Origin of the sequence: unidentified bacterial endosymbiont, assembly GCF_918797525.1 — a bacterium.
Taxonomy (GTDB): domain Bacteria; phylum Pseudomonadota; class Gammaproteobacteria; order Enterobacterales; family Enterobacteriaceae; genus Enterobacter.
In genome coordinates, this window is record NZ_OU963893.1 from 388,048 (window position 1) to 410,257 (window position 22,210).

21 protein-coding genes and 2 pseudogenes are annotated in these 22,210 nt (G+C 51.2%); 13 read left to right on the forward strand and 10 right to left on the reverse strand.

Translation table 11 applies throughout. The features are described from left to right. Positions 1-171 precede the first annotated feature (171 nt). From NL510_RS01835 to pspG, 3 genes are all read left to right on the forward strand, one after another. Positions 172-1,431 carry a conjugal transfer protein TraF gene (locus NL510_RS01835; RefSeq protein ID WP_436299124.1) on the forward strand — a complete coding sequence of 420 codons (1,260 nt, stop codon included), beginning with the start codon at positions 172-174 and terminating at the stop codon, positions 1,429-1,431. Between the two features lie 82 nt (positions 1,432-1,513). Beyond that, positions 1,514-2,509 (forward strand): tRNA dihydrouridine(20/20a) synthase DusA, encoded by a 996-nt coding sequence (gene dusA / locus NL510_RS01840; RefSeq protein WP_253381120.1) that lies wholly within the window; start codon positions 1,514-1,516, stop codon positions 2,507-2,509. Between the two features lie 136 nt (positions 2,510-2,645). Next, positions 2,646-2,888 carry an envelope stress response protein PspG gene (pspG, locus tag NL510_RS01845; protein WP_253381122.1) on the forward strand — a complete coding sequence of 81 codons (243 nt, stop codon included), beginning with the start codon at positions 2,646-2,648 and terminating at the stop codon, positions 2,886-2,888. Between the two features lie 274 nt (positions 2,889-3,162). On the opposite strand, the gene NL510_RS01850 is transcribed toward pspG, so the two are convergent. Next, positions 3,163-4,158 (reverse strand): quinone oxidoreductase, encoded by a 996-nt coding sequence (locus tag NL510_RS01850; RefSeq protein ID WP_253381124.1) that lies wholly within the window; start codon positions 4,156-4,158, stop codon positions 3,163-3,165. 66 nt (positions 4,159-4,224) lie between these two features. On the opposite strand from NL510_RS01850, the gene dnaB reads away from it, so the two are divergent. Continuing rightward, positions 4,225-5,637: a replicative DNA helicase gene (dnaB, locus tag NL510_RS01855; RefSeq protein WP_253381126.1), complete on the forward strand. Its 1,413-nt coding sequence runs from the start codon at positions 4,225-4,227 to the stop codon at positions 5,635-5,637. Between the two features lie 16 nt (positions 5,638-5,653). Next, positions 5,654-6,733, forward strand: a complete 1,080-nt coding sequence (gene alr, locus NL510_RS01860; RefSeq protein ID WP_253381128.1) for an alanine racemase — start codon at positions 5,654-5,656, stop codon at positions 6,731-6,733. Positions 6,734-6,986: 253 nt separating this feature from the next. On the opposite strand, the gene NL510_RS01865 is transcribed toward alr, so the two are convergent. Both NL510_RS01865 and NL510_RS01870 read right to left on the reverse strand, forming a co-directional pair. Further along, positions 6,987-7,886 (reverse strand): LysR family transcriptional regulator, encoded by a 900-nt coding sequence (locus tag NL510_RS01865; RefSeq protein ID WP_253381130.1) that lies wholly within the window; start codon positions 7,884-7,886, stop codon positions 6,987-6,989. 437 nt (positions 7,887-8,323) lie between these two features. Continuing rightward, positions 8,324-9,769: a lytic polysaccharide monooxygenase gene (locus tag NL510_RS01870; RefSeq protein ID WP_253381132.1), complete on the reverse strand. Its 1,446-nt coding sequence runs from the start codon at positions 9,767-9,769 to the stop codon at positions 8,324-8,326. A 536-nt stretch (positions 9,770-10,305) separates the two neighbouring features. On the opposite strand from NL510_RS01870, the pseudogene NL510_RS01875 reads away from it, so the two are divergent. Together NL510_RS01875 and NL510_RS01880 are read left to right on the forward strand one after the other, a co-directional pair. Continuing rightward, positions 10,306-10,462 (forward strand): annotated as a pseudogene (locus NL510_RS01875) (IS6 family transposase); the annotation flags it as partial. A gap of 251 nt (positions 10,463-10,713) precedes the next feature. Beyond that, complete coding sequence (locus tag NL510_RS01880; RefSeq protein WP_253381134.1) at positions 10,714-11,334, forward strand: response regulator transcription factor; 621 nt, start codon at positions 10,714-10,716, stop codon at positions 11,332-11,334. A gap of 88 nt (positions 11,335-11,422) precedes the next feature. Here NL510_RS01880 and NL510_RS01885 read toward each other — a convergent pair whose 3' ends face one another. From NL510_RS01885 to NL510_RS01910, 6 genes are all read right to left on the reverse strand, one after another. Next, on the reverse strand, positions 11,423-11,713 hold the full coding sequence (locus NL510_RS01885) for a hypothetical protein (RefSeq protein ID WP_253381135.1): 291 nt from the start codon (positions 11,711-11,713) through the stop codon (positions 11,423-11,425). Position 11,714: 1 nt separating this feature from the next. Beyond that, positions 11,715-12,122, reverse strand: coding sequence for a hypothetical protein (locus tag NL510_RS01890; RefSeq protein WP_253381137.1), 408 nt, complete (start codon positions 12,120-12,122; stop codon positions 11,715-11,717). Positions 12,123-12,174: 52 nt separating this feature from the next. Then, the gene (locus NL510_RS01895) at positions 12,175-12,657 is read right to left on the reverse strand and encodes a ribonuclease domain-containing protein (RefSeq protein WP_253381139.1); all 483 of its coding nucleotides are present in this window, start codon (positions 12,655-12,657) and stop codon (positions 12,175-12,177) included. A gap of 26 nt (positions 12,658-12,683) precedes the next feature. Then, the gene (locus tag NL510_RS01900) at positions 12,684-13,133 is read right to left on the reverse strand and encodes a lysozyme (RefSeq protein ID WP_253381141.1); all 450 of its coding nucleotides are present in this window, start codon (positions 13,131-13,133) and stop codon (positions 12,684-12,686) included. Continuing rightward, the gene (locus NL510_RS01905; RefSeq protein ID WP_253381143.1) at positions 13,133-13,732 is read right to left on the reverse strand and encodes a DUF2589 domain-containing protein; all 600 of its coding nucleotides are present in this window, start codon (positions 13,730-13,732) and stop codon (positions 13,133-13,135) included. The genes NL510_RS01900 and NL510_RS01905 overlap by 1 nt, the downstream gene beginning before the upstream one ends. 75 nt (positions 13,733-13,807) lie before the next feature. After that, positions 13,808-14,365: a DUF2589 domain-containing protein gene (locus tag NL510_RS01910; RefSeq protein WP_253381145.1), complete on the reverse strand. Its 558-nt coding sequence runs from the start codon at positions 14,363-14,365 to the stop codon at positions 13,808-13,810. 206 nt (positions 14,366-14,571) lie between these two features. On the opposite strand from NL510_RS01910, the gene tyrB reads away from it, so the two are divergent. From tyrB to NL510_RS01930, 4 genes are all read left to right on the forward strand, one after another. Beyond that, entirely contained in the window at positions 14,572-15,765 is a 1,194-nt protein-coding gene (tyrB, locus tag NL510_RS01915; RefSeq protein WP_253381147.1) for an aromatic amino acid transaminase, read from the forward strand. A 101-nt stretch (positions 15,766-15,866) separates the two neighbouring features. Then, entirely contained in the window at positions 15,867-16,580 is a 714-nt protein-coding gene (aphA, locus tag NL510_RS01920; protein ID WP_253381149.1) for an acid phosphatase AphA, read from the forward strand. 115 nt (positions 16,581-16,695) lie between these two features. After that, positions 16,696-17,118 carry a secondary thiamine-phosphate synthase enzyme YjbQ gene (locus tag NL510_RS01925; protein WP_253381151.1) on the forward strand — a complete coding sequence of 141 codons (423 nt, stop codon included), beginning with the start codon at positions 16,696-16,698 and terminating at the stop codon, positions 17,116-17,118. Continuing rightward, the gene (locus NL510_RS01930) at positions 17,115-17,468 is read left to right on the forward strand and encodes an MmcQ/YjbR family DNA-binding protein (RefSeq protein WP_253381153.1); all 354 of its coding nucleotides are present in this window, start codon (positions 17,115-17,117) and stop codon (positions 17,466-17,468) included. The genes NL510_RS01925 and NL510_RS01930 overlap by 4 nt, the downstream gene beginning before the upstream one ends. Before the next feature lie 3 nt (positions 17,469-17,471). On the opposite strand, the gene uvrA is transcribed toward NL510_RS01930, so the two are convergent. After that, positions 17,472-20,294: an excinuclease ABC subunit UvrA gene (uvrA, locus tag NL510_RS01935; protein WP_253381155.1), complete on the reverse strand. Its 2,823-nt coding sequence runs from the start codon at positions 20,292-20,294 to the stop codon at positions 17,472-17,474. 251 nt (positions 20,295-20,545) lie between these two features. Here uvrA and ssb1 point away from each other — a divergent pair, with 251 nt between their 5' ends. Together ssb1 and NL510_RS01945 are read left to right on the forward strand one after the other, a co-directional pair. Beyond that, on the forward strand, positions 20,546-21,076 hold the full coding sequence (gene ssb1, locus NL510_RS01940) for a single-stranded DNA-binding protein SSB1 (RefSeq protein ID WP_253381157.1): 531 nt from the start codon (positions 20,546-20,548) through the stop codon (positions 21,074-21,076). A gap of 395 nt (positions 21,077-21,471) precedes the next feature. Next, a pseudogene (locus NL510_RS01945) lies at positions 21,472-21,711 on the forward strand (transposase); the annotation flags it as partial. Positions 21,712-22,210: the final 499 nt, after the last annotated feature.

Below are 22,210 nucleotides of genomic sequence, written 5' to 3' on the forward strand. Positions count from 1 at the left end.
GCAGGATTTAACTTAAGGAAATAGCGGGTCTTTTTGTACTTATTCACAGCAATAGTTCGCACCTGTTTAAGTGATAACAGACAGGGGTTATTTAATAACAGACTATAAGACGAGCATACTGTGAAAAAACATTTTAAATTTTCGGTGGTTAGCATCGCTGTTTCCGTGTTTATGGCAAATCAGGCGGGAGCAGCCAATACCTGGACAGAGGCGCGTAGCGACGCAATGGGTGGCACGGGCGTGGCGGCAGGCAGTTACGGCAGCGGGGCGTTAATCAACCCCGCATTGCTGGCCAAGGCAAAACCTGAGGATGATGTCACCGTGATCCTGCCATCCGTTGGGGCGCAGATTACGGATAAAGACAATCTTCAGGACGAGATTGACAAGATTAACGACAAAATTAATCACTACCAGGATGTGATTGATAATCTTACCCCCATTGAGATCATCACCAATCCGGCAGGCTCAATTAACCAGTTTCAGGGCGCAGCGAAAGATCTCGCCGATGAGCTGGACTTTTTAAAAGGCAAAACGGCACGCGCTTCTGCAGGGGCAGGTATTGCTGTGAGCATTCCTAATGATGTGCTCTCCGTAGCCTTTATGGCAAAAGGTTATGCCCACGGCCGTGTCAGCTCTTCTATTGATCAACAGGACATTGATTACCTTCGCGGTATTCAAGGATCTGAAGGGGTTGCGGTAACGGAAGCACTGAAAGCGGCGTTAGGCGGTACCGATGAGATTACGCGAAACCTGAACTCAACGGCGTCAGGCCGGGCGGCTATTGTGTCCGACTACGGTATTGCTGTTGCGCGTCAGTTCGACCTTGGCGGTGTTCCTGTGTCCGTTGGCGTCACGCCCAAACTACAGAAATCCTGGATTTATAACTACACCACGTCCATTTACGATTATGACAGCAGCAACTGGAATGACAGCCGCTATCGTACAGACGACACGGGCTTTAACGTCGATGCTGGTATCGCAGCTGATTTCGGTGAGCACTGGACGCTAGGGGTGAGCGGACAAAACCTGATGTCGCGCGATATCGATACCAAAGATATCCGCATCCGCAATGGGCGCACGGGGGAAGTGGTGAGTTACAAGGATACCTACCAGATCCGTCCGCTGGTGACGGTCGGTGCCGCCTGGCATAACGATCTGGTCACTCTGACCGCTGATGGCGATTTGACGGAAACGAAAGGCTTCAAGAGCGAAGATACTTCGCAGTACGTTGGCGTAGGTGCTGAAGTTACGCCGCTGAGCTGGCTGGCCGTGCGTGCCGGTTATCGTGCCGACGTAAAAGGTAATGATAGCAACGTCTTTACGGGCGGTGTCGGCTTTGCGCCGTTTAACAGGGTGCATGTTGACCTGATGGGCCTGTACGGTGAAGACGAAACCTGGGGCGCAGGGGCACAGTTAAGCCTGACGTTTTAAAGTAGACCGGAGGCGCTGCGTCTCCGGCTTTTCTTTGTGCTATAGTAGCGCCCCTTTTCCACCAGATGCTTAAAACTTCGCCATGTCGTCAGAATTACAGACTGCTTTTCCTGCACACCGCTTCTCCATCGCGCCGATGCTCGACTGGACGGACAGACATTGCCGCTACTTTCTGCGCCAGCTCTCCCGCCAGACGTTGCTGTACACCGAAATGGTAACTACTGGCGCGATTATTCACGGTAAGGGTGACTATCTGGCCTATAGCCAGGCAGAGCATCCGGTTGCGCTGCAGCTCGGTGGAAGCGATCCGTCCGTGCTGGCGCAGTGTGCAAAGCTGGCCGAAGAGCGCGGTTATGACGAGATTAACCTGAACGTCGGCTGTCCCTCCGATCGCGTGCAAAACGGCATGTTCGGCGCTTGTCTGATGGGTAACGCCCAACTGGTGGCGGATTGCGTCAAGGCGATGCGCGACGTGGTCTCCATTCCGGTTACGGTCAAAACCCGTATTGGTATCGACGACCAGGACAGCTACCCATTCCTGTGTGATTTCATCACCACGGTAGCCGGGAAAGGCGAGTGCGAGATGTTCATTATCCATGCCCGTAAAGCCTGGCTTTCTGGTTTGAGTCCGAAAGAAAACCGTGAGATCCCACCGCTGGATTACCCGCGTGTGTATCAACTTAAACGTGATTTCCCGCACCTGACCCTGTCGATCAACGGCGGCATTAAATCGCTGGACGAGGCCAAAGCGCATCTGGACCATATGGATGGCGTGATGATCGGGCGTGAGGCCTATCAGAACCCGGGTATTCTGGCGACGGTCGATCGTGAAATCTTTGGTGTAGAAAGCGCCCGGACCTGTCCGGTTGCGGTGGTGCGTGCCATGTATCCCTACATCGAGCGTGAGCTGAGTAACGGGACCTACCTTGGCCACATCACTCGTCATATGCTGGGGCTGTTCCAGGGCATTCCGGGCGCACGGCAGTGGCGACGCTACCTGAGCGAGAATGCCCATAAAGCGGGTGCGGATATCAATGTGTTAGAACACGCCCTACGTCTGGTAGCGGATAAGCAATAAATTACGCTAAAAGATAGTCAAATTCACCACGCCTCGCACAAATGTGTGGGACGTTATTGTTTAAAAACAATGCGTTAATTTTGGCATGATTCTTGTAATACTATGTGCATCATTCGGGAACTCGTGGGAGAGAACCATGCTGGAACTACTTTTTGTGATTGGCTTTTTTGTCATGCTATTGGTCACGGGTGTTTCGCTGCTCGGTATTTTGGCGGCGCTGGTTGTTGCGACGGCGGTAATGTTTGTGGGAGGACTCTTTGTCCTGACGATAAAACTGTTGCCTTGGCTGCTTCTGGCGATTGCGGTTGTGTGGGTGGTACGGGCAATTAAATCTCCAAAAGTGCCCCAATATCAGCGCAATAACCGCTTTCGTTACTAAGGTTTGCGGGGTTCGTCACATAGTTGTAACTTTTCCGTCAGCATTGCTTAGAACAGAATAGGATTTACTTATCGAATCTGTCACTATGAATGCCGCTAAAGAATTCATCGAGCTGTACCCTACATACAGCCGAACAAAAAAAGAAAGGGCTTCCCTCGGGAAGCCCAATTTCTTTTCCCCGTCATAATTCACGTCGCAGACGCGTTGGCTGCGTTCATTCACCCCAGTCACTTTCCCGGGGGTTCAATCCCTTGCCGGCTTCCTGTGCCAAGAATTATTGTGGGGAAAATGGAATGAGCAGGCTTGACCCTTGTGTTGCCCGGCTCTCCAGCACCTCATGCGCGCGCCGGGCATCCGTCAGCGCGTATTTCTGCTCATCTGCAACATCCACCTTAATCACCCCGCTGGCGATCAGCGAAAACAGTTCATTGCTGGCTTCGATCAGCTCTTCACGGTTGGTGATGTAGCCCTGAAGAGAAGGACGAGTGGCATACAGCGACCCTTTCTGATTCAGAATGCCGAGGTTAACGCCGGTCACGGCGCCTGATGAATTGCCAAAACTCACCATCAGGCCGCGGCGTTGCAGGCAGTCCAGAGAGGCTTCCCAGGTATCTTTACCTACCGAGTCATACACCACGCGCACTTTTTTGCCGCCGGTTATCTCTTTTAACCGCTCAACCACGCTCTCTTCTCGGTAATTGATCACCTGCCATGCGCCAGCCTGCAGGGCGCGTTGCGCTTTTTGCGCACTGCCCACCGTGCCGATGAGTTTTGCGCCCAACGCTTTTGCCCATTGGCAGGCTATCAGCCCTACGCCGCCGGCGGCGGCATGAAACAGGAATGGCTCGTCGGGTTTGATTTCATAGGTTTTGCGCAGCAGGTAATAAACCGTCAACCCTTTCAGGAACGATGCTGCAGCTTGTTCAAATGAAATGGCGTTGGGTAAAAGGGCCACTTTGTCGGCCGGGACGTTATGAACTGAACTGTAAGCGCCGAGCGGAGATTGCGCGTACACTACCCGGTCACCTTCTTTAATCTCTTTTACACCGCGGCCCACCTTAATTACCACCCCCGCGGCTTCGGTTCCCAGGCCGCTCGGCATTGACGGCGGCGGATACAGCCCGCTGCGAATGTAGGTATCGATGTAGTTGATGCCGATGGCTTTATTTTCAACCTGAACGTCGGTTTCACCTGGTTCTGCGGGGGCGAACTCCACCGCTTTCAGTACCTCAGGTCCACCATGTTTCTGGAACTCAATGCGCGTTGCCATGCTCCCTCCGTAAGAAAAATATGGTAATCTTTCGACCCACTCTTTATCTCGGTAACTCCATTCACTATGGCAGGAAACAAACCCTTCAACAAACAGACTGAACCCCGCGAGCGTGATTTCCAGGTCGCCGGGTTAAAAGTCCCGCCGCACTCGATTGAAGCGGAACAGTCGGTGTTGGGCGGTTTAATGCTGGATAACGAACGCTGGGATGATGTCGCCGAGCGCGTTGTCTCTGAAGATTTCTATACCCGTCCGCACCGTCATATCTTTACAGAAATGGCGCGTCTGCAGGAATCGGGCAGCCCGATTGACCTGATTACGCTCGCAGAATCGCTGGAGCGGTTGGGGCAACTGGACAGCGTCGGCGGGTTTGCTTACCTGGCAGAACTCTCGAAAAACACGCCAAGCGCGGCAAATATTAGCGCCTACGCCGATATCGTGCGTGAACGTGCCGTTGTACGTGAGATGATCTCTGTTGCCAACGAGATCGCCGAGGCCGGTTTTGACCCCCAGGGGCGCACCAGCGAAGATCTTCTCGATCTTGCTGAGTCACGCGTATTTAAAATCGCCGAAAGCCGCGCCAATAAAGACGAAGGGCCGAAAAACATTGCCGATGTCCTCGATGCCACCGTCGCGCGTATCGAACAGCTTTTCCAGCAGCCGCACGATGGTGTAACCGGCGTAAATACCGGCTATGACGATCTCAACAAGAAAACCGCTGGCCTGCAGCCCTCGGATTTGATCATCGTTGCGGCGCGTCCGTCGATGGGCAAAACGACATTTGCGATGAACCTCGTCGAAAATGCGGCGATGTTGCAGGATAAACCGGTTTTAATTTTCAGTCTTGAAATGCCATCAGAACAGATCATGATGCGTTCTCTGGCGTCGCTGTCGCGCGTGGATCAAACCCGTATTCGTACCGGACAGCTCGACGACGAGGACTGGGCGCGGATCTCCGGTACGATGGGCATTCTGCTGGAAAAGCGAAACATCTATATTGATGACTCCTCCGGCCTGACGCCAACGGAAGTGCGTTCCCGCGCGCGCCGTATCGCCCGTGAGCATGACGGCATCGGCCTTATCATGATCGACTACCTTCAGCTGATGCGTGTACCGTCGCTTTCTGACAACCGTACGCTGGAAATTGCCGAGATTTCCCGCTCACTTAAAGCGTTAGCCAAAGAGCTACAGGTGCCGGTGGTGGCGCTCTCGCAGCTTAACCGCTCCCTTGAACAGCGCGCCGACAAACGCCCGGTCAATTCCGACCTGCGTGAATCGGGATCTATTGAGCAGGATGCCGACTTAATCATGTTTATTTACCGTGACGAGGTTTATCACGAAAACAGCGACCTGAAAGGGATCGCTGAAATCATTATTGGTAAGCAACGTAACGGCCCCATCGGCACGGTACGTCTGACCTTTAACGGACAGTGGTCGCGTTTCGACAACTATGCCGGTCCACAATATGATGATGAGTAATTTCTAAGGAATTTAAATGCAAGCGGCAACTGTTGTGATTAACCGCCGCGCTCTGCGACACAACCTGCAACGTTTGCGTGAACTGGCGCCTGCCAGCAAGCTCGTTGCAGTCGTGAAAGCGAACGCTTACGGACACGGTCTTATTGAGACCGCGCGAACGCTCCCCGATGCCGATGCCTTTGGCGTCGCCCGTCTTGAAGAGGCTCTCCACCTGCGTGCAGGGGGGGTCACTCATCCGATTTTGCTCCTCGAAGGCTTTTTTGAAGCCACAGACTTGCAGACCATCGCGCGCCAGCATTTGCACACGGCAGTACATAACGAAGAACAACTTGCCGCCCTCGAAGGTGCCGAGCTGAGTGAACCCGTTACCGTCTGGATGAAGCTCGACACCGGCATGCACCGCCTGGGCGTGCGCCCGGAAAACGCCGGGGCCTTTTATCAGCGTCTGTGTCAGTGCAAAAATGTGCGCCAGCCGGTGAATATCGTCAGCCACTTTGCGCGTGCCGATGAGCCCGAGTGCGGCGCGACCGAGCAGCAGCTTGCTATCTTTAATGCGTTTTGCGAAGGCAAGCAAGGTATGCGCTCTATTGCGGCCTCCGGTGGTATTCTGCTCTGGCCGCAGTCCCACTATGACTGGGTGCGTCCGGGCATTATCCTCTACGGTGTATCGCCGCTGGAGGGTAATCCCTGGGGGCCGGATTTTGGTTTCCAGCCGGTGATGTCCCTTGTCTCTACCCTGATTGCAGTGCGCGAGCACAAAGCGGGCGAGCCGGTAGGTTACGGCGGGACCTGGACAAGCGCACGGGATACGCGGCTGGGCGTGGTCGCCGTGGGCTATGGTGATGGCTATCCTCGCGCCGCGCCAACCGGCACACCGGTGCTGGTGAATGGCCGCGAAGTTAACATTGTCGGCCGGGTGGCGATGGACATGATTTGTGTGGACCTGGGGCCGGAGGCGCATGACAAAGCAGGCGATGACGTGGTGTTGTGGGGAGAAGGACTGCCGGTCGAACGCATTGCGGAAATAACTAAAGTAAGTGCTTACGAACTGATCACCCGTCTGACGTCGCGGGTTGCCATGAAATACACCGACTAACTAAACGAGCGGCAAGGCGTTAACTGCCGCTCGCCTCCCTTCACGCCGCGCTCAGCCATTAACTCTTTCAGATTGCACAGGCTCAGGGGCAGGCGAGGAACCCGCGGGCACACGGGGCAATAATGTCGGCGGAATAATTTAAGCGTTAAAAGGATTTTTGAGACAGGGGCATGGTCAGGCAACGTTGCGAAAAAACAGTATGGTACCTGACCACTTTTTATTGCGGCAGAACCTAATGAACGCCTTATCCAGCTTACTCTTTAACAAAAAACCAGGAGCTGACAAGAACGGAAATAAATTCCTCGATTATTCTTTCTCTTTTTTTTAAAAAGTATATTTTTATTTCTATCTTAACGCTATGCTGATTGATGACGAGCGGACATAAAATAATGTTATTTAATTTGCAGTCTGTTGGTTTCAATGACTGACTGGAAATTAGGCCGATAACTTCTCCGCGTTCTATGGAGGATAAGTGGTTTTTAATTTCAGGTGTAATAATCACTTCAGCCTCATCAATATCCTCAAGGTTTTTTTTCAACTCCTGACGCCAGTTTATATCTGTTCTGTCCAGAATGTTTAGTAGCGTAGCGGGTATAATGATAGACTTTTGTGACAATGGTTTTATTTTGGGCTTTACTATATTTATGGTGGCTGTTTTATATGAGGCTATAGCAATCTCGCTCTTATCATATTGCAATTCCTTATTGGATATAATGATGTCTAGCTCTCCTGATAATAATTCCTGGGTTATTTCATTATTAAAATCCCTATATATCAATTGACTTATAACTCTCAACTGAGAGTGTGTCAGGTTAGATAAACAGTCATGCAAGCAATGCTCAATCGATATGCTATAACCATGACTGGAGCGCGCTGGTTTATTTGCAGGGGTAAACTTATTCATAAAGTGATTTTCTAACAGGGTTAATTCATCATAGTAGCGGGAGATAGCATCATAGAGTTCCTTTCCCTCATGCGTAAGATCAACACCGTCACGTCCGCGAAGAAAGAGATTACAGCCAAGCCTTTCCTCAAGAATTTTGATTCTTCTTGAGAGTGGTGACTTGGTAATGTAGAGTTGCTCAGCACCACTCTTCAACGACTTGTTGCGGGTTGTAACTATGAATGATCGTAATAAGTTTGAAACAAACACGGCATATCCCCTTTTAATTAAATGGGTATTGGAATGATAAAGGTTTATTGAAAATAATTGAATCTTTAATCATTATGCAAGATTTAAAAACGTTTTTAGCGAGAGGGGAGCGAGCAGGCTGCATATAGCAACAAGTGATATTTCAGGGACGATATACGCTGCACCCGACTCTAAGTAGTGAAGCAAGGATTACTGAAAAATATGACTTTTATTTGTGGATGAAACGTTTTATATAATAAATGAGCATTCCCGGTGGTCAATGTTTATGCTGCACTGCACATTTGCGCAATACAGGTCGAAGATGATTTTATTGGTTAAACTAATAATCTCGTGGCGTTATTGCCATGAGAGAGGATTGTATGGTGACATTATATTTATTAAAGATGACCGGGATAACCGGCCATCTTGATTTTCTTATTATTAAAACATTCGTATAATTATATTGCGCGCCACAGTGTCTCGGAGTCGGCACCGCCAGGTGACCAGTCATAAACATGAGCGGTGTGGGTCTGCAGGCAAATCCAGTTCCGACCGCGGTAGCTTACCCGGGTTCCTACTGGATAGGTTGTATTAAGTTTCCACTCCGGGTAATCTCCCTCGCCCGGACCAGGGCCTGGGTCCGAACCTGCCAGGGTAGTGGCGCTCAGGGTATTACTCGCTGCTGAACGCCGTCCGTATGCATCCTCCGCGATAACATGGTAATTATATGTAGTACTGTACTGCAACCCGGTATCCTGGAACGAAAGCTGTGAAGCCGGAACACGGGTTATCTCGACGTTATTACGGAAGATCAAATAGGCAGCCAGCGTACTTGACGTTGTCGATGAAGGTCCCCACATCAGGCTTACGCTATTTTCAGAGACACCCATACTGTGCAAATTTGTCGGAGGAGTTGGTTTCGTCTGATTGCCGCCGCTGGGTAATGTTTCTACCGACAGAGATGAACTCCGGGCAGACTCCTTAATCGCAGTGACGGAATACTGGAACCTTGTATTCGCCGGTAAACTTGAATCTGTCCAGCTCAATCCACTGGTCGTGGCATGGTACGTACCGTTACGATAAATCTTATAGTAAGAGACATTCGCAGAGGATGCGTTCCAGGCAAGCGATACCGAACTGGCAGTGACATTCACTACGCGCAGATTATGCGGCGGCAGCGGGCAAAGACAGTCGCCATTGCCGCCGTCTCCACCACCGTCTTCACCGCCGTCTCCACCACCGCCTTCACCACCGTCTCCACCACCGCCTTCACCCACAAAGTTCAGATCAATAACCTGGTAGAAAGCATTGCCGGTATCGGCGACTTCCCAGACGGCCAGAATGACATGGTAACCGCTGCGTTCCGGTAATATAACATCATGCACCGTGGGTTGCGGCGGAGTTAATGCTGTACCATGACTCCAGAAAGGTTGTTCAGTTAGTTCAACCTGATAAAAAGGCTTGTCTTCAAACTGGGCGCGGCTAAGAGGCAGATTTGGATTCCAGTTCGGTCGCGTAATAAAATAGTTCCAGCGCCGGGTTAAGTGCGTGGCAGAATAAAACCAAGAAATCGTTAAGACGTCTGATGATAGCACATCATGTTTTTGCCAGTGAGTACCCGGCGCGTCCAAAAATTCACCATTTCCCTGGTTCGCACTGCCAATTTTGCCATCAGGCGGCGGTAATGCGTTAGCCTGATCCTGGGGTGCTATAGGATCACGAAGGCCCGAATTAAATGCAGGGAAAAATTTACCCGCCTCACGCTGGTTAAGCTGGCCTGTATCGAGCTGCCCGGCTTGCCAGGCAAAATATGCCCGTGATGCCGGGGAGAAAACATGGCCATGGAATGGGGTAACATTTGATTGCTTATCCTTGGAGATAATAGTTGGTGAACGGTATGTCATAATATTATTCCTTATAGCATTGAACAATTAATGAATGATTAATTTGGAACCTTTGCGAGTAACTCGTTTAATAGGCTGTTTTTTGTTTTTCCTACCTCCATTAGCTCATGTTGTCTGACGTCATTTGATAGATAATTGAAACTTTAGTGCAGTATTACGTGGCTTCCACCTTACATCCCTGAGGCGTGTTTTAATGATTTTTCTTTTATCTTTTATGAAGAAAATGTTCTTTCAATTATCAAGTGAAATAAATGAAAACATTGTCGGTAAGTATTGTCAGTATTCGCAACATTACAAATTCAAATATTGGAATCGTAGGTGTTAAAAATTAGCACTGTGATGTTTCTTTCTTTATAATTGCTAAAAATCAGATGGTTGAAGTTTGTTAAAGGAGGAGGCACATTTAAAGACAATATTGTTTTTCGTTTGAAAGTAGGGCTCTGTCGCTTCAAACCTCGCCAGATAACTGGTTGTCTTTATGAGATGCTACCCAATCATGCCTTTGCTCAAAAACCTCTAAGCGCTGGCATTATCCCATCGATGTTATTGCTAAAGTGTCTGCTGATACCTCGCCTGTCCCCTGAGCTTGTGCAATCCGGAAGAGGTAATGGCTGAGCATGGTATCATTGTTGACTATTCCACCAGCACCGGTGGGTTAATCGTATGGAGCCACTTCTGGATAAGGCCTCCAGAAGCAAAGGCATGATCGGGTAGCATCTCAAACAGACAGCATCTTATCTGACGAGGTTTTATGCGGCAGAGTCCGCTCTCTCCCTATCCGACCAAAAAATGAGCGTTTTTGTATTGCTTAAATATATATTTCTGTCCAATGACATATGACAAATGCGGTTTTCTCAATTTGTTTTTAAGACTCATACTTATAACGGCTTAAGAAAGTGGTGTCGTTTTGATGGAAAAATAAACTTATTGAGGTTATTTCAGTTATGAACATTTTGATGATTGATGAATTGCCGTTATATATTCACGGCATGAAGGTTGAGCTCCAAAGGATAATGCCTGAAAGTCAGGTTATAGACGCTAATAATTTTGATCAAGCATGCGCTTTACTGTCAAATGAGAGTGTTGACCTGATACTACTCGATGGTGATATGGAATGCGCCCCATTGCTCCCCCTGCTCAGCAGGGAGTACCCACGAATACCGGTGGTACTGATGTTAAGGAAAGTGACAGGGAAGGTGTTTAGCTTCTATCTTAAACAAAACATTAAAGGGGTACTAACCCGGGATCAGCCAGTGGATAAAATTAGTCAAATACTGAAGATGGTTGATGCCGGGATCATCTGTTTTCCTGAGCAGATTGCCCTGTCGATGGATAAAAAGGATAGCGACGATACCGTGAGTCAGTTGAGTCATCGGCAGCAGGAGGTTCTGGAGTTGCTCGCGAAAGGCGGTACCAATAAGCAAATCGGCCGCCAGTTGAATATCAGCGCCGGAACCGTGAAAGTTCATCTGGAATCTATTTTTAATCGTTTACAGGTTAATAATCGAACTCAGGCAGCCAGGCTTTACTTTAGTTATATTAATAATCACGTAATTTCTGAATAATATATTGCACTTTACTTCACACAGAAACTATTTTATAGCCTTTGCTTAATAATGGCGCGAAAGGTTTTCACCGTTTCGCGCCATCGTATTATTTAATTTTAAAGATAAAATAGCCGAAAATGATCAAAAGTGTACCGAAGTCTTGTAATAACCAAAAAGGAATGCTATTAGTAACATTATCAACACCGGTAAACAAAAAATGAATGTTCATTCCGCTCTGCGCAAATAATCCGAACGCAATGGCCGCCAGACCAAACTTGTAGATAAAATGCAGGGGGGTTATTTTGCGGCTGTATGCACAAAAAAGAATAATAAATGACGTAGACATATCGACCATAATGGTGAAAAACAGCATCCACCCATCCAGGACGCTATTCATATTAATCTCCGCTTTGTTTACGACTGGTGGAGCCTGCGGCGGATGACCTTTCACGGCTAACACGTTTTTTCAGCTCTCCGGCAACGTCAAAAATGTCCTTTTGTTCGTGGCGGCGGAAAAAATTCGCCAGCCAGACAATTAACCCGTTGCTTATCGCGCCAACGATATAACCCAGCCCCAGAGTCGCGTCCGCTTCATTTAAGTCGATTTTCAGCCACCGTGCGGTAAAGCCGCCGAGAGCAAAGGCGGCACACATGCTGATACTGCCGATGATAACCCCGGCGATAAAACGACTATGCTGCTGAAGTTTTCGCGGCTGCCAAAAGAAAGAGACGCTGACGCCGCCAAAGAGACCGGCAACGGCAAGGAGCCCTTCGTTAATCAGGGTAGGGGTGAGAAAACTGTTCATTATAACTCCTTAGTAACCGGCTCCACGTCTTAGCGGGCGTGGAGCCGTAGGGTTACTGGCAGGGGGTAACTTCAACAAAATGTTGATAGTTATCCGGTGTGAAAAAACGCTGTTGGCCTGAGAGGGTATAGACCAGCCGTTTAGGGCTTCGGTAACCGCGCGAGACGTCTACATCAGCGCTGTACCACTTCACGCTGGCGGGCAATGTCTTGTGCTGATACGCATCGCCGCCAATCCACTTATTGTGGGTAGGTTTTAAGCCCCACAGCGTCTCTGAGTCAGAACCCGACCAGCCGAGACGTTTTGCTTCCTCGCTGGTGATATATTTCGCCGGCAGACGGCCCGTTGTATTGAGCGTTCTTAGCGTTGCGCTGAAATCCGCCACATTATTAATACCGGGTGAGCCGTTATTGTTTAGAAATGTGTTGATCTCATTCACTTCTTTTTCGCAGGTCACCGTTTCGGCAGCAGTGCTGAAATGGCTGAATAGTGCCATGCATAAAACGAGTGAACCGGTCCGAATTGCTTTTTTCATCTTTATTTCCTTGCTTATTTATCGGGTCAACTAAGAAACAGTTTCATTTCAGCTTCGCGACGACGCGTAAGCCCTGGCAGAATTTTACCGCCAGCTTTATTCCAGCTTTTGAATTGCAGTGCGGCGCCCTGAATATCACCAGCGTTGAGTTTTTTTAGCAGGGTTGATTTTTTGAGATTGCCGGTTCCCACGTTGAAGGCAAGCGAGACCAGCGCGTCAAACTGATTTTGCGTAACCGTCACGCCGACCATTTTCTCTACCCCCTGTTCTGTTCTACGCAGGTCTTTGCGAAGCAGGTTTTTAGCCTCGCCGGTTGTGATTTTAATGAGTTTTTCCATCTCCTTTGTCAGGATTAAATGGCCGTAGCCAATGGTCCATAAACCGACGGCATCGCGATAACGTTCCAGCTTTAGCCCTTCAAACTGGCAAATCAGCTGTACGCCTTTATCGCCGGTACTATTTGGTTGTTTATTCATTACGGCGTCTCCTCTGCTTTCGGAAGGGGAATGACTTTATTGGTGTATTCATCAATTAAACGCATTACGCTTTCTGGCGGTTCGAGTGCGGTAAATTGCATTTCCACATCAATGTGGCGACTGTCACGCCCACCCTGGGTTTCGCTGGAAGGGGAAAGGCTGACGTGAAAGCGGCCAAATTCGTTCTCGCCTGATTGTCGGGAAGGGGCCTGCATCCCTTCAGAGCGAATTGTCAGATTGACCTTCATCTTTTCCAGCATCAGCCCGCGCGGTGTCGACATCGCGACGAGCGGGAGATCAAAGTAGTGCTTTTCATCCAGCGTCAGCTGTACGGTGCGGGGGATTAACGAACCGTCATCGGCCGGTTCGAAAAAGGGATCCAGCGCCTTCATATATTGCTGAGCGATGAGTTCGTTCGCGGCCGTTGCCGCGTATTGCATACCACGCGTGATATCCTCAAGCGAAATGGGGACACCGGGAATATTGGCTGGAGGGGGCGAGTTTCCCTGCTCCGGAGGCGGTGCATCCGTGGCCTCGTTGCCCGTCTTGTTTTCGGGCTCTTCGTCCTTCCCGCCGCGTAGCCATGTTTTGAAAGACATAATTCGCTCCTGAAAAAGGGCCACCACCGGCGGCCCATCGGTTACTTAATCGCACTGAAATCGCGGCGAGAAACGTTATTGCGCGGCGACAGGCTTGGTTTTGGCGTTGGTGAGGAAATCAATAACGCGTTGTAGCGCTTCAGGTGGCTCCTGGCGTTTAATCTGGGTATGAATGGAGTATTTAGCTCGTGTATCGGTCGAACGGGTCTGTTCGGATTTATGCGATACTTTACCGGTCATTTTTGCTTTGAATACGCCCCAACCGACGGAGGCTTCAACAGAGGCTTCCGCTTCGGTGCTGCTTGAGCTGGCTTCGCTCTGGCTGACCTCAAGTTCAAAATCGATCGTCCCTTCTTCAATACAAATGATGGGATGGGTAACCGCCGCCAGCAGCGGAATGCTCATTTTGCGGGTGACACTGCCTTTATTGACACCCTGTTCATCTACCACCGTTTCGTCGTAGTCAAACTCGATAGCGACGGCCTTGCCATCTTTAATACAGACCGAGAGCAGGAAGTCGGTATAAGACTTGCTTGCCTGGACCTGCGCTTTGATCATTGCCTGCAGCGGGCCGCCGATCATGTGTTCCAGCGGCAGGGCATTAATGACTGAACCAATAAATTGTGAATCCATAATGAGAACTCCTTGAGTGAATGAATGCGCGTTTGCGCAGGACTCACATTACGGGAGTAGGAAAGAGGACAATATTGGGTAAATGACAGGGCGGGAGGATGCAAAAAACCTATGCCAATCGCAGGATAATCTGAAGGGGTGGTGTTACGTCCTCTTCCGGTTTATTGTTGAAATCCCTGCCTTATCGAATTCCGGAGAATCATCGCGTGTTTCAGAAAGTAGACGCCTACGCCGGCGACCCTATTCTCTCCTTAATGGAGCGTTTCAAAGAAGATCCTCGCAGCGACAAAGTGAATCTGAGTATCGGTCTGTATTACAACCATGATGGCTTAATTCCGCAGTTGCGGGCCGTGGCCGAGGCTGAAGCACGCCTTAACGCGGCGCCTCACGGCGCCTCGCTTTATTTGCCGATGGAAGGGTTAAACACGTACCGAAATACCATCGCCCCCCTGCTGTTCGGGGCCGATCACGCGGTGCTGGCGCAAAAACGCGTGGCGACTATCCAGACACTGGGCGGTTCAGGGGCGCTGAAAGTCGGCGCGGACTTCCTGAAAAAGTATTTTCCGGATTCTGGCGTGTGGGTTAGTGACCCAACGTGGGAAAACCACGTCGCCATTTTCGAGGGCGCAGGTTTTGAGGTGTCGACTTATCCGTGGTTCGACAGCGAAACCAACGGCGTGCGCGTGGACGCGCTGCTGGAAGAATTGGACACCCTGCCTGAGCGCAGTATTATTCTGCTGCACCCGTGCTGCCATAACCCAACCGGAGCAGATCTAACGAATGCCCAGTGGGATGCTGTCATTGAGGTGCTGAAGGCACGTAATCTGATCCCATTCCTTGATATCGCCTATCAGGGCTTTGGTGCGGGTATGGAAGAAGACGCCTACGCCATCCGCGCGATTGCCCACGCCGGGTTGCCTGCGCTGATCAGTAACTCGTTCTCTAAAATCTTCTCCCTGTACGGCGAGCGCGTGGGCGGTTTGTCCGTGGTATGCGAAGACGCAGAAGCCGCGGGCCGCGTGTTGGGACAGCTGAAAGCCGCGGTTCGGCGCATCTACTCCAGCCCACCCGCCTTTGGCGCGCAGGTGGTGGCGACGGTTCTCGGCGATGAGCAGTTGAAAGCGAGCTGGCTTGCCGAAGTGGACACAATGCGTAACCGCATCCAGGCAATGCGTCAGGCACTGGTTAATGTCCTGAAAGAGGCTGCTCCCGGGCATAACGTCGATTACCTGCTAAAACAGCGCGGTATGTTCAGCTACACTGGTCTCAGCGCCGCTCAGGTCGATCGGCTGCGCGATGAGTTTGGTGTGTACCTGATCGCCAGCGGCCGTATGTGCGTGGCGGGCTTGAATGCAAACAACGTACAGCGCGTGGCAAAGGCCTTTGCTGCTGTAATGTGAGTGCTCACTTACATTTACCCTCTTCCTGTGGGAGAGGTCGAATAGCCTTTTGTTCAATCGCTCAAGTTAAAACGATAATAAACTGAATATAAAGGAAAAATATGCGCAAGACCCTACTGGCGCTCAGCGCCGCCTGCTTATTGTTTTCGCTTAACAGCGCCGTCGTCGCTAAGGCGTCTGCACCAACGCCGCTCTATACCGGCACTTCCGCCGCGATTCTTGCCGAACAGGCTCCCATTCACTGGGTTTCGGTGGCACAGATCGAAAACAGCCTGATGGGCCGTCCGCCCCAGGCGGTGGGATTTGATATCGACGATACCGTGCTGTTCTCAAGTCCGGGCTTCTGGCGTGGTAAGAAAACCTTCTCGCCGGACAGCGAAGCCTATCTGAAGAACCCTGAATTCTGGGAAAAGATGAACAACGGCTGGGACGAATTCAGCATCCCGAAAGAGGTGGCTCGCGCACTGATCGCCATGCACGTTAAACGCGGGGACAGTATTTATTTTGTGACCGGGCGTAGCCAGACAAAAACGGAAACCGTCTCTAAAACGCTGCAGGACGATTTCCAGATCCCGGCCTCCAGCATGAATCCGGTTATTTTTGCCGGTGACAAAGAGGGGCAGAACACGAAAATCCAGTGGCTTGAACAGAAAAGCATCAAAATCTTTTACGGCGATTCGGATAACGACATCACAGCCGCTCTGGACGTAGGCGCCAGAGGGATCAGGGTATTACGTGCCTCTAACTCAACCTATCGACCGCTGCCGATGGCGGGAAAGTTTGGCGAAGAAGTGATAGTAAATTCTGAGTATTAAACCCTGCGCGGCGGTTTGAATCTTTTTTAAGCAAATCTTACCGCGGTGGGTTTTACCTTTCGCTTTCTTGCTGCACACTTAGAAAGATTGATCTTTCATTATCACGGAGCAGCCAATGTGGTATCAACAGATCCTGACATTAAGCGCTAAATCTCGTGGATTTCACCTGGTGACGGACGACGTCATCGACAAGCTACGCGACCTGGCGAGCGTCAAAACGGGTTTACTGCATCTGCTGCTTCAGCACACTTCAGCCTCTCTCACGCTAAATGAAAATTGCGATCCCAGCGTGCGGTCTGACATGGAACGCCATTTTCTCAAGGCCGTTCCGGACAACGCCACCTATGAACATGATTATGAGGGGGCGGATGATATGCCTTCGCACATTAAATCTTCTCTGCTGGGCGTTTCGCTGATGCTGCCAGTACACCATGGGCGGCTGCAGTTGGGGAGGTGGCAAGGGATCTGGCTGGGAGAGCATCGCATCCACGGTGGTCCGCGTAAAATTATCGCAACGCTCCAGGGGGAACAGAGATGACTATTTCGGAAATACTTCAGTATTGCATGAGTAAGCCAGGCGCAGAACAAAGCGTTCATAGCGACTGGAAAGCCACGCAGATCAAGGTGGGTGATGTGCTCTTTGCCATGGTCAATGAAGTCGACGGACGTCCGGCAGCGTCGCTCAAAACCAGCCCGGAATTGGCTGCTTTGTTACGCCAGCAGCATCATGACGTCCGGCCGAGCAAGCATCTCAACAAGGCGCACTGGAGCACCGTCTGGCTCGATGGCTCTCTGCCAGGTTCGCAAATTTATTATCTGGTGGATGCGTCTTATCAGCAGGCGGTTGAGCTACTGCCGGAAACGACCCGGCAGCAACTCTCCGTGTGACAATTACAGTAACGGCTTGAGGAAGCGCGCGGTGTGCGAGGCTTCGCACCCGGCAACGGTCTCTGGCGTACCGGAGACGAGGATTTCACCGCCGCCGCTCCCGCCTTCCGGGCCAAGATCGACAATCCAGTCCGCGGTCTTGATCACGTCAAGGTTGTGTTCAATCACTACAATAGTGTTGCCCTGATCGCGCAACTGGTGCAGAACCTCGAGCAACTGCTGGATGTCGGCAAAATGCAGACCGGTCGTGGGCTCATCCAGAATATACAGCGTTTGCCCCGTTCCGCGTTTAGAGAGTTCACGCGCCAGCTTCACGCGCTGGGCTTCCCCACCGGAAAGCGTGGTCGCGGACTGTCCGAGGCGAATATAGGTCAGGCCTACGTCCATAAGCGTTTGCAGCTTACGTGCCAGCGCCGGGACGGCATCAAAGAACTCGCGCGCCTCTTCGATGGTCATATCCAGCACTTCGTGGATGGTCTTGCCTTTGTACTTAATCTCCAGCGTTTCGCGGTTATAGCGTTTGCCTTTGCACTGGTCGCACGGCACGTAAATATCCGGCAGGAAGTGCATCTCAACTTTAATAACACCGTCGCCCTGACAGGCTTCGCAGCGGCCGCCGCGAACGTTAAAACTGAAACGTCCTGGCGTATATCCGCGTGAACGTGATTCCGGTACGCCGGCAAAAAGTTCACGTACAGGCGTAAATACGCCGGTATAGGTCGCCGGGTTGGAGCGTGGGGTGCGCCCAATCGGGCTTTGGTCGATATCGATAACCTTATCGAAATGTTCCAGCCCGTGGATATCACGGTACGGTGCAGGCTCTGCGAGTGTCGCACCGTTCAACTGCGTCTGAGCAAGCGGGAACAGCGTATCGTTGATAAGCGTCGATTTACCGGAACCAGAAACCCCGGTTATACAGGTAAACAGGCCTACCGGAAGCGTCAGGGTCACGTCTTTCAGGTTGTTGCCGCGTGCGCCCGTCAGCTTCAGCACTTTTTCCGGATTCGCCGCTACGCGTTGTTTCGGCACTTCAATTTTACGCTTGCCGCTCATAAACTGGCCGGTCAGGGAGTCTGGCACCGCCATAATGTCTTTCAGCGTCCCTTCCGCAACCACCTGGCCGCCGTGCACGCCAGCGCCTGGGCCGATATCGATCACGTGGTCCGCGGCGCGGATCGCATCTTCGTCGTGCTCAACCACAATCACCGTATTACCGAGGTCGCGCAGATGAACCAGCGTGCCGAGCAGACGCTCGTTGTCGCGCTGATGCAGGCCAATAGACGGCTCATCAAGCACGTACATCACGCCCACCAAGCCCGCGCCGATCTGGCTGGCCAGGCGAATACGCTGCGCTTCACCGCCGGAGAGCGTTTCTGCCGAGCGGGAAAGCGTCAGGTAGTTCAGGCCAACATTCACCAGGAACTTGAGGCGATCGCCAATCTCTTTCAGCACTTTCTCCGCGATTTGCGCACGCTGTCCGGAGAGCTTCAGGTTGTTGAAGAAATCCATCGCGTGACCGATGCTCATGTCTGAGATGGTCGGCAGCGCCGTATTTTCAACAAACACGTGGCGCGCTTCGCGACGCAGACGCGTGCCCTCACAGGTGGTGCAGGAACGGTTACTGATGAACTTCGCCAGCTCCTCGCGCACCGCGCTGGATTCCGTCTCTTTGTAGCGGCGCTCCATATTGTGCAGCACCCCTTCGAACGGGTGGCGGCGCACGGAAGTATCACCGCGATCGTTCATGTATTTGAATTCGATGTTCTCTTTACCGGAACCAAAGAGCACTACTTTGTGCACATTCTGGCTCAGGCTGGCCCACGGTGCGTCGACATCGAATTTATAGTGCTCTGCCAGCGACTTCAGCATCTGAAAGTAATAGAAGTTGCGGCGATCCCAACCGCGGATTGCGCCGCCGGCCAGCGACAGTTCCGGGTTTTGTATCACGCGGTCCGGGTCAAAATACTGCTGAACGCCCAGACCGTCACACGTCGGGCACGCCCCTGCCGGGTTGTTAAACGAGAACAGACGTGGCTCCAGTTCGCGCATGCTGTAGCCGCACACCGGGCAGGCAAAGTTGGCGGAGAAGAGCAACTCTTCCGCTTTCGGGTCATCCATATCGGAGACCACCGCCGTACCGCCGGAGAGCTCCAGCGCCGTTTCAAAAGATTCAGCCAGACGCGTCGCCAAATCGTCACGTACCTTAAAGCGGTCAATCACCACTTCGATGGTGTGTTTCTTCTGTAGTTCAAGTTTTGGCGGATCTGACAGGTCGCACACTTCGCCATCAATACGGGCGCGGATATAGCCCTGGCTTGCCAGATTCTCCAGCGTTTTAGTGTGTTCACCTTTGCGCTCTTTAATGATGGGAGCCAGCAGCATCAGGCGTTTGCCTTCCGGCTGCGACAGCACGTTATCCACCATCTGGCTCACGGTCTGCGCTGCCAGTGGGACCTCGTGATCCGGGCAGCGCGGCTCACCCACGCGCGCATACAGCAGACGCAGGTAGTCGTGTATTTCGGTAATGGTACCGACCGTTGAACGCGGGTTATGCGACGTGGATTTCTGCTCAATAGAGATAGCAGGGGATAACCCTTCGATATGGTCTACATCCGGTTTTTCCATCAGTGACAGGAACTGACGCGCGTACGCCGAAAGCGATTCCACGTAACGACGCTGTCCTTCGGCATACAAGGTGTCGAAAGCCAGTGAAGATTTGCCAGACCCCGAAAGCCCGGTCACGACAATGAGCTTGTCGCGAGGGATTATGAGGTTGATATTCTTGAGATTGTGGGTGCGGGCGCCCCGAACTTCGATCTTATCCATTCACCTTTCCCGGTTGGAACACGGATTGCCTGGTTTGTTTGAAGGACAAACGGCTGTCTGAAACGGCTAATTATGACACAATTTGACCTGTTTGAATATACAGTATTGGAATGCATTTTCTGATTCGTTGTGTAACAATGTCGAGTTCGCGATAGATTTCTGAAGCTGCTACGCAACTATGCAAATTGCAGCATGGAAATGGTACACTCGCGCGTTTACACTATTAAGAAACGTATTCAGGAGACACGAACATGGCCAGCAGAGGCGTAAACAAGGTGATTCTCGTCGGTAATCTGGGCCAGGACCCGGAAGTACGCTACATGCCGAGTGGTGGCGCAGTTGCCAACATTACGCTGGCTACTTCCGAATCCTGGCGTGATAAAGCGACCGGTGAGATGAAAGAGCAGACCGAATGGCACCGTGTTGTGCTGTTTGGCAAACTGGCGGAAGTGGCCGGTGAATACCTGCGTAAAGGCTCTCAGGTGTATATCGAAGGCCAGCTGCGTACCCGCAAATGGACCGATCAGTCCGGCGCTGAGAAATACACGACGGAAGTGGTGGTGAACGTGGGCGGCACCATGCAGATGCTGGGTGGTCGTCAGGGCGGCGGCTCACCGGCCGGTGGCGGTCAGAGCCAGCAGCAGGGCGGCTGGGGTCAACCTCAGCAGCCACAAGGCGGTAATCAGTTCAGCGGCGGCGCGCAGTCTCGCCCGCAGCAGCAGTCTGCTCCGGCGCCGTCTAACGAACCGCCAATGGACTTCGACGACGACATTCCGTTCTAAATTTGCTATTTTGCTTTGTAAATCAAGTAATTAGCTCAATGCCCTGAGCTGATCACAGGCTGTTGGAGAGCGTAGTGCAAGCCTGGCTTATCCTTACCCAGTCATGGGTTTGAACCTCGAAAGAGGAAGGGGAGTGTAGCATGTCAGGAAAAGGCTGGTTGCGGGGAAATAACTTACTTTGCGCCAGCCATTGCAATTCCCATATGGTTAAGCCTGATTGGTTGAATGATAGTTCATAGTGGGTTTCGGGATGCCTTTGTATACAAAGCAATACGCGATTACCTAAGTTGATTAAGTAATTAACCAATATGCTAACGGACACTCCGTAGTACCCAACGTAGCTCTGTAACGGAGTCGCAATTGGCTAGTATTTATTTCACCGCACTCGCGATATTAAAAAACCGTCAGGTGCCCCCTATCAATTCAGTAAAAAGAAACAACGTCAATTCATTGAATATTATGAGGAACTGAAAGCCACTGCAGGCGATGAACCGGTTCTTTTTATTGATGCTGTCCATCCGATTCAGGCCACTAAAATCAGTTATGGCTGGATACGCAAAGGCCAGAAAAAAGCAGTAAAAACAACAGGCAGCCGCACACGCCTGAATATCATGGGGGCGCTGAATCTGAAAGCACCGGAGTCTTCGTTAAAAACCATTAATGAATAAGTATCCGGGCAGGTTTCTTTCGTCCGAACAGCGCGGCCATATTGCTCAGGACATCCTCGAGTCCTGCTGACTTTCTGGACCTGATCACGGGAGACCTGATAACACGTAAAACTAGAACCCCGCAGCAGCAAGCAGCGCCGTAAAGATCGGTCCCATCAGACTGGTGCCCATCATATTCTCCTTATAGATGGTCATACGGCCATCCGAGGCAGCCAATGACGCAAATATACCCTTTTTATCAATTAGTGCTATTACTCGGTGCGAAAAGTGCTATTTATTATTTTTGGTAATGATATTGTATTTTAATCGCGAAGCATGATTTTTCCTTCGGCTTTCTAACCGAAGATCTGAAAAAAGTATGTCCGGATCTTCCCGAGCCGCACTGTGGCCTCCACAGGGCATATCTTGTGGTCGCTGTCTCTCTCCCGTCGAGAAGTCACCCCATATGTTGTGTTTGACTTTCCCC